Source organism: Pseudoalteromonas sp. UG3-2 (assembly GCF_037120705.1).
Classification (GTDB): Bacteria; Pseudomonadota; Gammaproteobacteria; order Enterobacterales; family Alteromonadaceae; genus Pseudoalteromonas.
Genome location: NZ_JAWLJU010000001.1, coordinates 215,846 through 232,538, shown reverse-complemented (window position 1 = coordinate 232,538; position 16,693 = coordinate 215,846). Strand labels below are relative to the sequence as shown.

Below are 16,693 nucleotides of genomic sequence, written 5' to 3'. Positions count from 1 at the left end.
ACAGTCGTTTTTTCAAGTAAACGCGGTAACGGCTTCACATCAAATTCTTTTGCTGGTGGAGGAAGCCAGATGAAATAGTGGGTGTCTTGTTAATTAGGTTATGGAGAAGGAAGCCTCATTAAACATGGGTGTCTTGCTAAAAGTCATCTTGCCAAGTCATGCGCTTTGAAAAATGGGTGTCCCTCATGAAAGCGAAGTTGACTGGCATGGATAAAGTGGGTGTCTTGTTAAAAATCATCTTGCCAAGTCATGCGCTTTGAAAAAATGGGTGTCTTTCATGAAAACAAAGTTGATTTGCATTAATAAAGTGGGTGTCTTGTTAATTAGGTTCTGGTAAAGGAAGTCTCATTAAAAGTGGGTGTCTTGCAAATAGGCATGGCCATTTGTTTTAACTAAGGTGGGTGTCCTGGTTATGAGGTTCACTAAAATGGAGCAGAAAGCTAAAGTGGTTAGGGTTTTATAGTAGCTAAGTGAAGTTATTTAGGTGATTGATATTAACTTTGCTTTTTATAAGTGTGCACAATATAGAAACATGCATTGGTCGCTGTTTACATTGTTTTTGCTGTAGCAATACTGGTTACAAATAATAAATGCAAATGAGAGTTGTTATCATTACAGTTTTATTGCTAGACTCCGCATCCTCGAAAACAACTTATTATATGGGCTTTCTGGCATGAAGGTCCTGTTTGCAGTTTGGAGTTAAAACATGCAATTCTCTCGCGCTTCTATCCTATCTGCTGCCAGTGTTGCAGTAAAATTGGCCCTGCTCGGCAGTAGCGCTGTCAGTTACGCTAATGATGATCAAATTGAACGCATTAGCGTTTACGGAAAACACAATGAAATTATCCTACAGTCGGGAACGGCCACCAAGTCAAATATGGACTTGATGCAAACCCCTGCCGCGGTGGTAGTAGTGGATAAGGAGCTATTGGCTTCTCAAAGTGCGGCCACATTGCAATCTGCTTTACGGAATATTAGTGGCTTATCGCAAGCAGGGAATAACTATGGCGTAGGCGATACCCTGATCTTACGTGGTTTAGGGGTGAACTACACTTACGATGGTATGTATGGTGGTGCGGACTTAGGCAACAGCTTTAATCCAACTCGTTCACTAACCAACATTGCGAGCATCGAAGTACTTAAAGGCCCAGCCACCGGCTTATATGGTATCGGGGCTGCAGGTGGTGTGGTGAACCTAGTTGAGAAAAAGCCACAGTTTGAACGTGCGGTAGAGCTCAGTGGTAAAATCGGTGCATGGAATACTTATGGTGTCAGTGTAGATGTTACTGATGCTCTAAACGATAAACTCGCATATCGACTGGTTGCCAATCATGAGCGCAGTGATGGTTACCGTGATTTAGCGTCAGAGCGTGATGAAATTTACGCCAGTTTGCATTTTGATGTTAATAACGACCACACGCTATTGCTTTCTTCAGCCTACATTGATGATGCTCAGCAAATAGACTCAGTGGGGGATCCGGTACGGATCTTAAACTGGGACAGTATTGCCAGTGAGCCAGGGGCTGTGACGGCTGACTTATTACCCAATGACCCCCAATTCGATGAGGAAAGTCAGCGCTTTCTTGGTGTGCAACTAACGGCTGAGCAACGGGCGCAATTAGCAGCATCCATTACTGCCAGTGATGGTCTAAAGCCGTTCGATTTAGGCGATGGCAGCCTTATCTCTCCACTTTCTCGCCCTAATGAAGGGCAAGAAGCGCGGATTAAACTGCGTCATGATTGGTATATTGATAGGAACTCGAAGCTAACTCAGCAGCTATTATGGCGCAGCTATGACTCAGACTTTGTGCGTCAAACCGGTGCTTACAATTATGTCTACTGGGAGCGCCGTGGTGTGATCAATGCCGACCCAAGAGCGCCTTTAGTTGTCGACGATACCTTGTATCCATTCGCTGCACGTCGTCAGGAGTATCGTCGCCAGGTGGCCAGTGAGTCAAGCTGGCAGTACTTTGCCGATCTACAACTTACTTGGGATCTAGATACTGTTCATGGTGAGCACTTAGTTAGTGTTAATTACGAAAACCGCGATATGCGCTTAAAGAGTTGGTCGGCCTACGACGGTGACGGCAATGGTGAAATCCCGTATATCCTTGATATTCGTGAACCGAATTGGCCAACGGCTGAGTTTATGGATTATGACCCATCTTTACGAAGCAACTACGATAAAAACTTAACCGCCTATGGTATCAGTGCGCAAGAGGTGGTTTATCTTAGCGACGCATTGACCGCTCGAGTCGGTGCTGCTTACTCAACGGTGGAACAAACGTATCAGCACTTAGGTTCTGACCGTGCACCTGAAGAGGGTAAAGCTCTGGACACTGATGATGCCGGCTTTACTTACAATCTCGGTTTAAACTACCAGTTGGTACCTAACCTAGCGGCATTTGTGAACGTTGCAAAAGGGCGTACCGCCTATGGTATTTTAGGAAGTTTGGTTGATGAGTCAGACAGCAACCGCAAAAACCGCCCAGACTCAGAGTCTGAAACACTAGACATTGGTGTGCGTTTTACGGCGTTTGATGAAGACTTGCTAGGTTCAATTGTTTGGTTTGAAACCAAGCGCACCAACTTAATGTATGCCAACCCTGAATACAGTGATAAACCAGGACCTGAGTATAACGTCAGTGTGCCACGCTTCTTTTTTGATGACGAAGACGAATCAAAAGGGGTGGAACTTGACTTAAACATGGCATTAAGCGAGCGCTTTAGTGTAAATATCAACGCCACTTATCAAGATGCCATTGAAATTCGGAGCAACACTCGCTCGGGTCAAAAGAAAGGCGTGCCGCAAAAGTTTGCCAGCACTTGGGTGCGTTACATGCAACCCGTAGACGCGCTTGCAGGCACCATTGAATACAGTGTTGGCTTAAATTACGAAAGTGAGCGCTCCATCAACTCAAAAGCATTTGGTTTACCAACGGCCACCATCGATGGTTATGCGCGCTGGGATGCCGCGGTGAAGTTTGCCACCGAGCAGTATAATATTCAGCTGAATATTGAAAACCTAGGTGATGAACGTTATTACAGTAAAGCCATGTTCCTAGGTGGGCTGCCTGGTAATGAGCGCAACGCTAAGTTGAGTTTTAATTACCAATTCTAATGATGGCAATGGCTAGTGGTGTTGTAAGGCGCCACTAGCCGCTTAAAAGCGATAGGCAAACTGATATGTTTACCTTACCAAATGCAAGCTGAGGGTGCTCCAAACTAGCATTTGGTGGCTTCAGCGATCAAACCTTTTCCCCGTAGGCCTCCGAGATGCGTTACTCCAGTGATAGATTAAGCTTGCAATCCAGCCACCGATATTCCTTATTCTTATACCCTAAATATTGCACATTTGGCGAGCCACAAACGCAGTACTAGTTGAATTTTATTTGCGTGTAATCTCGTGTAATGGTTTTGATTTAACAATTTTTTATACAATTACAGTGTGAGGAAAGTTAAAAGTACATTTTTTATTTTTTTATTGTGTGAAAATATCAGTAGTAAGTGTGATTGGTTTTTCTTAGTAGCTGATATATATAAAAAACAGTTCTTACCTTTTCTTTTTAAGTATATAATCGCAATAATTTTAAAGCAAAGAAAAGTATAAGAATCCTGAGCGTCCAGGTTACCTTTAGTCGGGTGATACAAGCGCCGTGTTTCTGGTTGTGGAGTTAGGTAAATAGTTGGTTCACCAAATTGGCTTCCAGTTAACTCTGAGCAGATAAAAAATGTGTGCACCAGAACTGCAGTGGTTCAATATAACATTCCCAATAACATTCCCAATTTTAGGCTGTGCGATGCTCACCCATAGTCATACAGCAGTTAGGTCAGGTGGATATTTGGCCGGGCAAGGTATTTTAAAATTAAGTTTAAGTAGGTAGTTTGATGTCTGTTAGTGATAAAAGCATAAGTAAAAAAAGTAAATTAGCCCGGCATATCCAGGCCGCTTTATTGGGTGGGGTGGCGCTGCAAAGCCCCATGGTTCTGGCAGATGTATCGCCAACAAAGCCTGTGTTTAGCGATAGTGTTTCTTCAGAGCAAGAGCAAACAGAGAATTCATCGAATTCTGTTAATGCAAGGGCGACCACACCAGATCAATATGATGACGACTATAAAGACATTGAATACAGTTTGTCAGGAGTTGATGCTCATTTATTCAGAGTCAGTTCAGGATCTATCTATTTTATAGAGAGCCCTGATTTTGAGTCACCATCTGACAGCGATAATAATAACCAGTACCAGTTCACTGTTACTGCTAAGCACAAAATCTCAGGTCAATCGACGGATAAATCGTTCACTCTAACAGTGACGGATGCGCAAGAGTTTGAACCTTTATTAACTATGCCCCCTCAATCTGTGGCTGAAGGCGGAGTAGTGCAACTAGTTGAGGGACTGATTGATTTCGGTGCAGCTGCGGAAGGCCTGTCGGAGCAAATCCGATTTTATCCAGATACCAAGATGCAGGGAGGCCATCTGTACTACGATAGGAATGAGGATGGTATTCTTCAAAGGAGTGAACGCGTAAGTAGTAGTTCCTTTGGTGAGTACACTTATGCAAATTTAACTTCGGGCAGGTACTACTATCTGCATGATGGCGCTGAGGTGAATAGTGCAGAGCTCTCTTTTTACGCCTCTGTGTATTGGGGGGAACCGCTTAGAGATACCTACCCAACGAGAGAAAAGATACGCATCCCTATCACTGTTAACGCTACTGATGATGCTCCCGCGCTTAGTTCAAAAGTATATGCGCAGAGTATCGCGCTAACTTCTGACATGCTCAAGGGAAGTGAATTGGTTATCAAGCCGGATATTCTTGGTAATACATATGCTTCTTATTTTTTGAATGATAAAGTGCATTTTTATAAGTTTGACGGTAGCCGCTGGTCGCCCATAGGTAGTCATGATGTAAATGGTGGCTCGGTGCATGATGCCCAGTTGCTGTTTAGCAGTGACAACTCTCCCGTGTTTGCCTTTTTGAGTATGCACAGTAATGGTGATGCTGTCGTCGACGTGTACAAATTTGATGTGACACAAACACAGCTACTTAAGTTGGGCCCTGAGCTCGACTCGGCCAACGCCTACAATGTTCATACCAGTCTGGGTAAAACATTTGGGTTTACCATAGACAAGCAAGACGATATTTACTTGCTTTTCCATTCCAGACAAACAACCCATGGCCGTATAGTTAAGTATTCGGACCTCGCAGGCTGGCAGGATGAGTTCCTGTTTACCGCTCCTTTTTCAACTGGTTCTTCTGGCTGGAGCGGCGACAAGCCTATGGACGGTTACTTTAAGCTCAATCTGGCGAAGGTCGGAGAGGTACTAGCTTATGGCTCAGCTGGTTACCAAGGGACTGAGAATGCTATGAGCTATTACGCCTATCGCTCACATAAAATTGTAGATGGTGAGTTGGTTAGCCTATCCGGCAGAGGTGGCAGCTCATCAAACTCTACGACTGGACAATATGAGTTTGATATTAAAGTTAATCCTGACGTTCAGGACTTCCATTACAGTTACTTTTCTAGGCGTGTCAGTTCTCCAGACAAATTGAATATAATGCATCGACACTATGCTGCTGATAAGAGTGTACTTCTGCAACTTGGTCAGACTGTAACAAGTACTTTCAGCGCAACGATTTTAGGCAGTTATTCTCAATACAGCGTTGAGGTTGCGTCGGGCAACCAGGGTAATTCTCGTATTATTGTCTCATCAGTTGTTGATGAGCAATTTCAAACTCTGTATGAGTTCGAAGTACCTTTTGAAGTCAATGCGCATCCAGAGTTGTCGGTCAATAGCAAAGATGACTTAAGCATTTACTTACGAGGTCAAGATAGTTCGCTTTTCCCACAGCAGCATCTTGAGATTGTGTCATTTGACCGTGGTACTGCACAGCAAAAACAGATAAAACAATCTGGCAGTGCATCACTATTACTTCCAAATTACACCATTGAAGATCCCGATGACACTGAAGTTTCTCTAAGCTTAGAGGTGTCTCCAGCCAATGCTGGTGCTTTTAAGTTACCAGAAAACATTGCCGATTTTGGCCTGGGAATCACGCGAGATGACAGCAATGGGAGTTTACAAATAACGGGCTCTATCGCGGATATCAACCAGATCATCAATAAAATTGCATTTATGCCTGTGGCTGGATATGTCGGGCAAGCTGCCATTAAAGTAGACCTGAGCAACAATGGGAATACGCACAATGTAGTGAATATTTCCGGCACTATTGTTGATGCCAACAGCGCGCCTCAGCGTGTGAAAAACGAAACTATTGCCGTTGGCGAGGGTGAAAGCGTTACGATATTGAACTCTCAGCTCGAGTTTACAGACACTGACGATAGTGCGTCTGAACTGACTTACACAGTGCAATCATTACCCGAGTTTGGGGAGTTGTATCTAGATGCCAATCAAAACGATGTTCTAGAAAGCAATGAAAAGTTGGCAGCTGGTAGCCAGTTTACTCAAGCTGATATCGATAATCAGTTGCTTAGTTATACGCACCTTGGTGCGGAACAAAGCTCAGACAACCTGATTTTAACACTTGAAGATGGCCTTGAAGATGGTGTGTCGCCAATATCTAATATCACGGTGCCATTTGCGGTCACTGGTAAGGATGATCCGGCAACAGACATACGCTTGAGTCTCACTGAGGTTAATCAGTCGGCAATGCTGTATAACAATGTCTTTGCTACCATCGCAGTAACCGATGCAGACAGTGCCAGTCACACATTTAAGTTTTTCTCGGTGAGTGATGGCCTGTGCAACGACACGGTATTTGCTGGCTTGACTGCGGATGGTTATAACCTGAGCTCGTCTTCAGTGTTAGCTCCAGGACTAAATCAGATCTGTGTTGAGGCCACTGGCAGCCAGTCTAGCTTCCGTAAGATTGTTACGCTGAATGTGATTAATAACTTACCTGAGGTTGCCCCAGAAAAGCCCAGCTTGTCTTCTGGATCAGATAAGGGAGTAAGCAACAGCGACAATATTACCAGTGTCACCAGGCCGCAGTTTACTGGCACGGCGTCACCGGGAGCGATGATACAACTCAGCAGTGATTTAGCAGGTGTGATAGGCACAGCTGTTGCGGATAGCCAAGGCTACTGGTCAATAACACCAGCGAATGATCTGAATTCGGGCACTCATACCATTACCGCCAGTGTAATGAATGGTCAGGTCAGTGGCACGCCCTCCAGTCCTCTGGTTGTGGTGATTGACACCAGCGCTCCGAACATTGGTTCGCAGGCGACAGTTAAGCTGGCTGGTCACTCTGGTAGTGGAAGTGCGATCGGAAACTCGCAACGACCTACGTTTGAAGGCAAAGTGCCCGGCGCTGATTATGTCAAACTGACGCTGAAATCACGTGATGGGCAAGTTATCCGCGAACTGGGTACGGCCAATGTAGATGAACAGGGCAACTGGTTACTGAGTGTGACCGAAAATATACCTCACGGGGAGTACTTGATAGATGCTGTGGTATTTGATAACGCGGGCAACTCAGAAAACTATAATGCCTTGGTGTTATCTATAGATACCCTTGCGCCAGCTGGTTTCAATTCGGCATTTGCCGCTTCATCCTATCATGCTACCAGCGCTGCACTGGCAAGTTTTAATATCAGTAACGCTGAGGTTGGCTCTAAGTACAGCTATACCATTACCAGTCGAAACGGTGGGACCGCGGTTACCGGCTCCGGTACCATCGAGAGTGCGACGCAAACCATTTCACCTGTTGACCTTCGTGGTCTGAATGATGGTGAACTGATCCTGTCGGTTACTTTAACTGATGTTGCGGGTAACACCTCAGCAGCACAAACCAGTTTTGCCCGTTTGGACTCAGGTGCACCCGGCATTGCTACGTTTAGAGCCTCTCTTGCCAAGCTAAATAAAGACGGCACTGCGGTGGTTGATATTGTTCTGGCTGAGCCAAGTGATGACTTTGATATCAGTGACCTTGAGGCCGCAGGCGGCACACTGACTGGTTTTACAAAGTTGAGCCCTACCGTCTATCAGGTAACCTATGTGCCAGCAGTTAATTCTAGTACTGCTGGTTCACTTAAAATTAAAGCTGGTGCGTTTACAGATGCCGCAGGGAATACCAACACCGCAGCGCCTGTGCTTAACTTTGGCATTGATACTCAGGCACCAAACCAACCCAATGTGGTTGTCAGTGGCGCGGCGTTTAATGCAGTTACCATTAAAGACGGTTTGTTTAGACTGCTGGGTGCAGAGCAAGGTGCAACGTATGAGTGGACGATGCAGTCGCTCAGTGGTCGTGGTGCGATTAATACCGCTGATCAAGTTATTCGTTTTGACTCAGACAGCCATGGCATCCAAAATATGAACGATGGTACTTTATCGCTGTCGGTCACTGTGGTTGACGACTATGGCAATGAATCGCTGCCGTTCACTCAGGATATTGTGTACGAGAATGTTAAGCCAACCTTACAGATCATTGCACCAGAAGGGGTATCTGGCAAAGAACCTGTGTCGCTTGAATTTGTCGTAAGTGAGGAAGTCACGGGCTTTGAGCAAAGCGATCTTCAATCAAGTGCGGGTAGCTTTCAGAATTTCCAGGCTCTGGGCAACAACCGCTACAGCGCGAAATATGTCGCTGCATCACAAGCGAGCGGCGCAGTCACTGTGAGCGTTGCAGACGGCGCATTCAAGGATAAAGCAGGTAACAAGGTTGCCGCTACTGATCAACAATTTGAGGTGGATACGTTAGCGCCAGCAGGTCATAGCGTGGCAATGAACATGTCTCAGTACCATGGCCAGACAGTGGGGAGCGCCAACTTTAGCTTTGCTAATGCAGAAGTCGGTGCAAACTATACCTATACCCTGACCAGCAGCGGTGGTGGCAGAATTTCAGGCTCTGGCACCATTAACAGTGCAACGGATACTGTCAACATTGTGGATATGCATAACCTCAAAGATGGCGCGCTGAGCCTGAATGTAGTTGTCACCGATACTGCGGGTAACGTGGCATCTGCAGTTGTGGACAGCGCTAAACTGGATACCATTGCACCACAAGTACAAGCTATCACGTCATCAAAAACCGCGATAAATGCTAGCGAAACCAGCGTGATCACCATCACCCTGAGCGAGGCAAGCGGCGATTTCAGTATGGCATCGTTGTCGGTATCGGGTGGTGAGCTGTCTGGCTTTGCAGCCCTTAACGGCAGCGCGACAGATTACCAGGTCAGCTTCACTCCAACAGCAGGCACTGAAGCGACTGGCACTGTCACCGTTAAGGCCAACACCTTCAACGACACAGCGGGTAATGCTAATACAGCGGCGAAATCGGTTGACCTTAACATTGATACCCAGGCACCAACTGGTTATGCGGTAACGCTGGATAAAGACGTTTATAACAGCTCTGCGAGCACTATTCGCTTTGATTTGAGCGGCGGCGAAGCCGGTGCAACCTATGCTTATACAATGAGCAGCGACGGCCACAGCATAAGTGGCACGGGTACGCTTGACAGCGCGCAGCAGCAGATTGTTATTACGGATATCGAAAATCTTAACGACGGACCGCTGAGCCTGTCAGTGACGCTGACCGATAAGGCTGGCAATGCCGGTGTGGCGGCAACGGATACGGCCACTCTGGATACCATGGCGCCAAATGGTCACGACGTCACCTTGGATCAGCAAACCTACAATCTGGCCAATCGCGATGCGGCCAGCTTTAGCTTTAGTGGCGCCGAAGTGGGCGCGACATATGCTTACACGCTGACCAGCACGGGCGGCGGTGAACTAACCAGCACTGAGACCATCACATCGGCAAACCAGCAAGTTAATATTGCGAACCTAAGCCAGCTTAAAGACGGCACGCTGAGCTTGTCGGTGGTACTTACCGACAGCGCAGGCAATGCGGCTCAGGCGCTGGTTAAACAAGCCACGCTGGATGCAACTGCACCGACCATTACCACTTTGAGTGCGTCACAGACCGCCCTTAAAGCGGGCGAGACCAGCGTGATCACCATTGGTCTGAGTGAAGCCGTTAGCGACTTTAATAAGGCATTACTGAACGTGGCGGGCGGTACTGTGTCTGAGCTGGAGCAGATCAGCGACACCAGCTATCGTACCGCGTTTACGCCGAGTGAGAACTCGCAAGTAGCAGGCACCATTGCCATTGCCGCTGGCAAGTTTAACGATGCAGCGGGCAACCCGAATCTGGCTTCCGATACCCTGACCCTGAACATAGATACCCAGGCGCCGGGCAATCACAGTGTGGCGTTTGGCGCACCTTATTACCACGGCACCAATGCCAATGCGGCCAGCATCACGCTGGGCGATGCCGAAGTGGGCAGTCGTTATCACTATGTGATCAGCAGCGCGCAAGGCGGCCTGCCGGTGTCTGCACAAGGTGACGTCACTGAGTCGAACCAGACTATTAGTGGCATCAACCTGGGCAATCTGAACGACGGACAGCTGAATGCTACAGTGACCCTGACTGATCCGGCAGGCAATGTCTCTGAAGTGGCTTCAGCAACTGCAATACTCGACACTGCCGCGCCACAAGTGGTGAGCCTGACGTCTAACGACCTGGCACTGAAAGTCGGTGAGCAGGCGCTGATCACTATTGTACTGAGTGAGCCAAGTGAAGATTTTATACTGGAAGATATCAGTGCAAGCAGCGGCAACCTGAACGAGTTAAAAGCACTGAATGCGACCACTTATCAGGCGACCTTTACGCCGGATGAGAATGCACAAGGTGAAGTGACCATCAGCATTGCAGCGGGTGTATTCAATGACGTTGCAGGCAATGCCAATACGGCAGCACAGCCGCTGGTGTTGAGTCTGGATACGACAGCCCCAAGTGGCCAGTCGGTCAGTATCGACCAGGCCTTGATCAACCGTGATAACGAAACGGCCATGAGCTTCATCCTAAATGGGCTTGAAGGTAAAGGCATGCTGACTTATCAGGTGAGTGATGGCACTACCTCGGTGGGCAGTCAGTCGCCTATCAGCATCACCGCAGCCACGCAAAGTGTCACCGGAATTGATGTCTCTGCATTGGCAGAGGGACGCTTGATCCTGACTGTTGTGGTGTTTGACGAAGCGAACAACGCGGGTGAGCCTATAACGGCTTCAGTGACCAAAAAGTACAACGTAGCCCCTGTGCTGTCGGGCGCCCCACTGAGAACAGTGAACGAAGATGCCGAGTATGTGTTTGAGCCTGAGCTGACCGACCCGGACAGCGATGACACTCATACCTTTGTGATCAGCAATAAACCAGACTGGGCAAGCTTTGATGAGCAAACCGGTAAACTGAGCGGTACGCCGAGCGATGAGTACGTTGGCAACTACGAGCAGATAGTCATCACCGTCAATGATGGTAAAGCCGAGCACGCACTGCCTGCATTCAACATTGAAGTGGTCAACACCAATGATGCACCTATGGCGCAGGACTTTAGCTTTATACTGGATGAAGCCGAGCAGCTGGTCATTGCATCTCAGCAGGGCCTGCTGAGCACTGCAACGGATGACGACTTAGACAGCGAAGACAGCCTGAGCGCCGTGGTGGTGGGTGAACCGCAGTTTGGTACTTTGCTACTGAGCGCTGACGGCAGCTTCACTTATAGCCATGATGGCAGCGAAAATCACAGCGACAGCTTCACTTATCAGGTGAAAGATGCCGCAGGTGAACTGTCTCAGACGCGCACCGTGGCGCTGACGATTGACCCGCAGGCCGATGCACCAGTGACATTGGACGACACCCTAGCACTAACAGAAGACATGCCGAACACCATAGATCTGCTGGAGAATGATTCTGATGCAGAAAACGATATGGTGGCAGCCTCTACGGCGGTAGTGACTGAGCCTCAGCTGGGTAGTTACACCATCACCAATGGTAAGCTGACTTATACACCAAACGAGAATGCCACGGGCGAAGATACGCTGACTTATACGGTAAAAGATGCGGCGGGTAATACCTCAAAAGCGGCCACGCTGACCATCAGCATTGCGGCGGTGAACGATCAGCCAGTGGCCAAAGGCGCGACATTAACGGTAGAGGAAGACACGCCGAGTGACGAGCTGGATGTACGAACCTTATCGAGTGACATCGAAGACACCCACCCACAAGGTGAGGTTGCACTGAGCGGATTGCCGACCAAAGGGGTTGTCACTGTGAACCAGGAGTCAGGCAAGCTGGTGTATACACCAAACGCCAACGCCACGGGCAGTGATGCATTCAGCTATACCATTGCGGACAGCGAAGGCCTAGTGTCTGAGCCGGTTGAAGTGATTGTCAACATTGGCGCAATTAACGACCGTCCGGTAGCGGATGGCGACAGCGTCACCCTCAACGAAGACGAAACTGGCACACTTAATATCCTGAACAATGACACAGATGTGGAAGATCAGGGCTTCAATGGGGCCAACGTGATGCTCGAAGATCAGGGCAATGGCGCAGGTGCCTACGAGTTGGCGGATGTCACAGTGCTGGCCGAGGGTCAGCTTGAGATCACACCCAAAGCGGATGTGAACGGTAGCTTTAGCTTTACTTATACCTTAATGGACAGCGAAGGGCTGAGCTCTGAGCCTGCAACCGTTAGCGTTGCTATCACGGCAGTGAATGACGCGCCAGTAGCAGTCGATAACACCGCACAGCTAGAGGAAGAAGGCTCGTATGAAGTCAACGTTCTAGGTGATGACTACGATGTCGATGGCAATGACCAGTTAGATCCAGCTAGCGTGACTGTGGTCGCTCAGCCACAAAGTGGTCAAGTCACAGTGAGCCCAAGCGGTGCGATTGTCTATGTACCGAATGCTAATTTCAACGGTTTGGATACCTTCACTTATACAGTGAAAGACACTGCAGGTGCGGTTTCTAACGAAGCACTTGTTACTATGACTGTCATGCCAGTGAACGATGCGCCAGTGGCTGAAGCTCAGGTGCTAAACGTCGATGAAGATGGTAGTGTGTTGATAACTCTCACGGCCTCGGATATCGATGCGGACGCGCTGACGTATCAAATCGTCCAAGGCGTCAACTCCGGCACGTTAACACAACAAAGTGATAACAGCTGGCTATATACGCCAGATACTGACTTCAACGGTAAAGACAGCTTACAATTTGTGGCATTTGACGGTCAGGAAGAATCAACTGCTGCGCAGGTTACACTGAATGTGATTGCGGTAAATGATGCACCAGTGCTCATAGGTACACCAGCAACCAGTGTGGATCAGGACAATGCTTATCGCTTCACACCAGATGCCAGTGACTTAGATGATGACTCACTCACTTTCAGCATTAAAAACCAGCCTGCTTGGGCAAGTTTTGATGCGCAAAGCGGTACTTTATCTGGCACACCGAGTCGGGATGATGTGGGCCAGTACACTAATATAGTGATTAGCGTTTCAGACGGCGAATTAACGACATCACTACCTGCATTTGCCATCGAAGTCGGCTATGTCAATGCCAAGCCGGTTGCACAGGCTATGCAGGTATTTGTCGATGAAGATGCCTCTACTAGCTTTAGTGCACCCGTTTCGGACCCAGATCAGGACAGCCTGAGCATCACGATTACTCAGCAGCCTGCTCACGGTTTACTAAGCGTGCAGGGCACCTTGTTCAGCTATATTCCAAGCAACAACTTCAATGGTTTAGATAGTTTTAGCTATGTCGTTAACGACGGCGAAATGAACTCGGATGAGGCGCAAGTCAGCATCAAGGTGAATGCCGTAAACGATAAGCCGTTGGCACAAAGCGACGCATTCAGCTTCAGCGAAGTTGCGAGTAGTTACAGACTGGACGTACTAGAAAATGATAGCGATGTGGATGCGGGTGATACCTTGAATCTGATTGGTGCAAGCGCAACCATAGGTACTGTTTCAATCAGCGATGGTCAACTGGTGTATCAACCACAGGCAAGCTCGCAAGACATCGCCGTGGTCACTTATGTGCTATCAGACGCTGCAGGAGCACGTGCGCAAGCGACGGCGACGGTAGAGATCACTGCATCTAATGTGATCGACGCGCCGACTCTGAATGTGCCTGAAGACTTGAACGTGGATGCAACCGGTCTGTTTACTAAAGTAGATTTAGGTACCGCTTCGGCCTTTGATGGTAATGGAAACCCGCTGGCGGTCTCGCTGGTGGATGGCATGACCGTCTTTGCGCCGGGACTGCATGAAGTATACTGGAAAGCGACCGACAACAATGACCAATCTACGGCGAAAAAGCAGAGCATTGCCGTGAATCCGTTGGTGTCTTTGAGTAAAGACAGCCAAATTGCGGAAGAGCAAAGCCACACGGTGGAAGTCTTCCTGAATGGTCCGGCACCAAGTTATCCGGTCACTGTGCCTTACACCGTCAGTGGCTCGGCCGATGGTAACGACCATGATTTGCTTGACGGTGAAGTGGTGATTGAATCAGGCACTGAGGCCAGCATTACCTTTAACGTCTTTGCCGACGGCAAGGTCGAAGGTAACGAAAGTATTGTGATCACTCTGGCAGATACGCTAAATAAGAGTGCCAAGTCCAGCTCCACAGTAACCATAGTGGAAGAAAACGTCGCGCCGTCGATAAGTGTGGATGCCAGCCAAAGCGGTGAGTCGCGAACGCTGATATTGCAAAATGGCGAGCCTGTTGTTGTGAGTGCTTCGCCCAGCGATGCCAATCCGCAAGACAGCGTCACGCTGAGCTGGGAAGCGGCAGAGGCACAAATGAAGAACCTAAGCTTTGCTGCCGAACGCTTTGAATTTGACCCAAGTGTACTGGCTGCGGGGATCTATAAACTCAGTGTGACAGCAACGGATGATGGCACACCTTCATTATCTTCAACTCAGGATATCTATCTGGAGGTTGTTGATAGTTTGCCACAGCTTGGCAGTGAAGACAGTGACGGCGACATGATCCCGGATGAGCTGGAAGGCTTTGCGGATTCGGATAATGATGGTATTCCGGACTACCTGGATGGCAACGGAGACTGTAATGTGATCCCAGGCCAGCTGAAGGATGCGAGCCAGTATCTGGTGGAAGGTGAGCCAGGTGTTTGTCTGCGAAAAGGGGTAACCGTAGCCCAAAACTCGACAGGTGGTGCGCAGTTGATTGAAGATGAACTGCCAGGAGATAGTGAAGCCACTAATATTGGCGGTGTATTCGACTTTATCGCAACCGGATTGCCAAAAGCGGGGGATGTATACGGCATCGTGATCCCACAGCGTAAACCTATTCCGGTTAACGCGATTTATCGTAAGTTCCGCGACGGTGAATGGGTTAACTTTGTGACCACAGGTGGCAATGCAATCCTATCGGCAACTGGTGAGCCGGGTTACTGCCCGCCTCCGGGCAGCAACGAATGGCGAGATGGCCTGAATGAAGGCGACTGGTGTGTTCAACTGAAAATTGTTGATGGTGGTCCGAATGACGACGATGGCATTGCTAACCGAAGCATCGTTGACCCTGGTGGTATTGCTGTTCTGATGAGCGATAACACGCAGCCAGAGGCACAGGGTGATAACTTGGTTGTAAATGTCGGTTTGCCTGTGTTTATCAATGTACTAGAAAACGACAGTGATGCTGATGGAGATGCGCTGACTATCACAGGTGCAAGCGCTGATTTTGGTGATGTTGAGATTCTGGATAATCAGTTACGTTATACACCGCCGGTGGATTATGTTGGTACGGCAACCATCACTTACAGCATTGCCGATGGTCAGGGCGGGACGTCTAGCGCCATAGTTACGGTTGAATTGGTAGTCAATGCCGCGCCGCTTACTCAGCTCGATACTGCCAGCACTAATGACAAGGCCACTGTCACCCTTGATGTATTGGCCAATGATACGGACCCTGATGGAGATGCCTTAACGCTTATCAGCGCAATCGCTACGCACGGCAAGGCGGAGGTTAATTTTGATGGCACTCTACGCTATGAGCCTAAACTGGGCTTTAACGGAGAAGATATCGTGACTTATGAGGTCAAAGACGCAAAAGGTGCGACCAGTAAGGGGGTTGCGAAAATTAAGGTAACAGCCCACCAGGTTGCCACGGCAGAGAACCAATCATCCGGTAGTTTAGGTGGCTTGTTACTGATAATGGTATCGACGCTTATACTGCGTCGTCGTAAATCTGCGTTACCTGCTTACGCGGTTGTATCGGCTAGCTGCCTAGTCAGTGCTCCGGCACTGGCAGATGCTTGGCGTATACAGGCCACTTTGGGACAGGCCAAAGCAAATAGTCAGTTTAGTGCACTGCCAGCGGGGACTCAGGTCTCGAACGTGGACGAAAGCAGTCAGTCCTGGTCGGCTGGTGCTTTTTATCAGCTGATGCCTAAATGGTATGCTGGTTTGCGCTATATTGACCTGGGCCAGGGTCGGGTGACGCTGAGCGGCAGCACGCTGAAACCAGACAGCTGGCACCAAAGCGTTTCGCGCGTTGCTCCGGTGTTGCCGGAAGGTTTTGCACTGCAAACCGGTTTGGAAGTGGTGCGATTTGGCAAAGTGCATGCTGAGCTGTTCTTGGGTGCGTACAATTGGGACTACCAAGTTAATAGTACCTTGAATGGTCGTCACTTTGTTCAGTACGAACAAAAAGGCACCAGTGCTTACTTTGGTGGCGCAGTAGGCTATCAGCTGAGCGACAGCACCGCGCTGACACTGAGCTACAGCCATTACCGTCTAAGCGCCAACCGTATCGGTGAAGTAGCCGCTGGTATGGAAGTGCGGTTCTAACGAGCAA

General features: G+C 48.5%; 2 protein-coding genes. Both read left to right on the top strand.

From position 1 onward, the window contains the following. Positions 1 to 706: 706 nt before the first annotated feature. On the top strand, positions 707 to 3,121 hold the full coding sequence (locus R3P39_RS00945; RefSeq protein ID WP_336565137.1) for a TonB-dependent receptor: 2,415 nt from the start codon (positions 707 to 709) through the stop codon (positions 3,119 to 3,121). A 767-nt stretch (positions 3,122 to 3,888) separates the two neighbouring features. Beyond that, entirely contained in the window at positions 3,889 to 16,686 is a 12,798-nt protein-coding gene (locus tag R3P39_RS00940) for an Ig-like domain-containing protein (protein WP_336565136.1), read from the top strand. The last annotated feature ends 7 nt before the right edge of the window (positions 16,687 to 16,693 follow it).

What these genes read in the sequence shown, in the direction of transcription:
- R3P39_RS00945 (WP_336565137.1), top strand. Translation starts at nt 707, where the DNA reads ATGCAATTCTCTCGCGCTTCTATCCTATCTGCTGCCAGTGTTGCAGTA.
- R3P39_RS00940 (WP_336565136.1), top strand. Translation starts at nt 3,889, where the DNA reads ATGTCTGTTAGTGATAAAAGCATAAGTAAAAAAAGTAAATTAGCCCGG.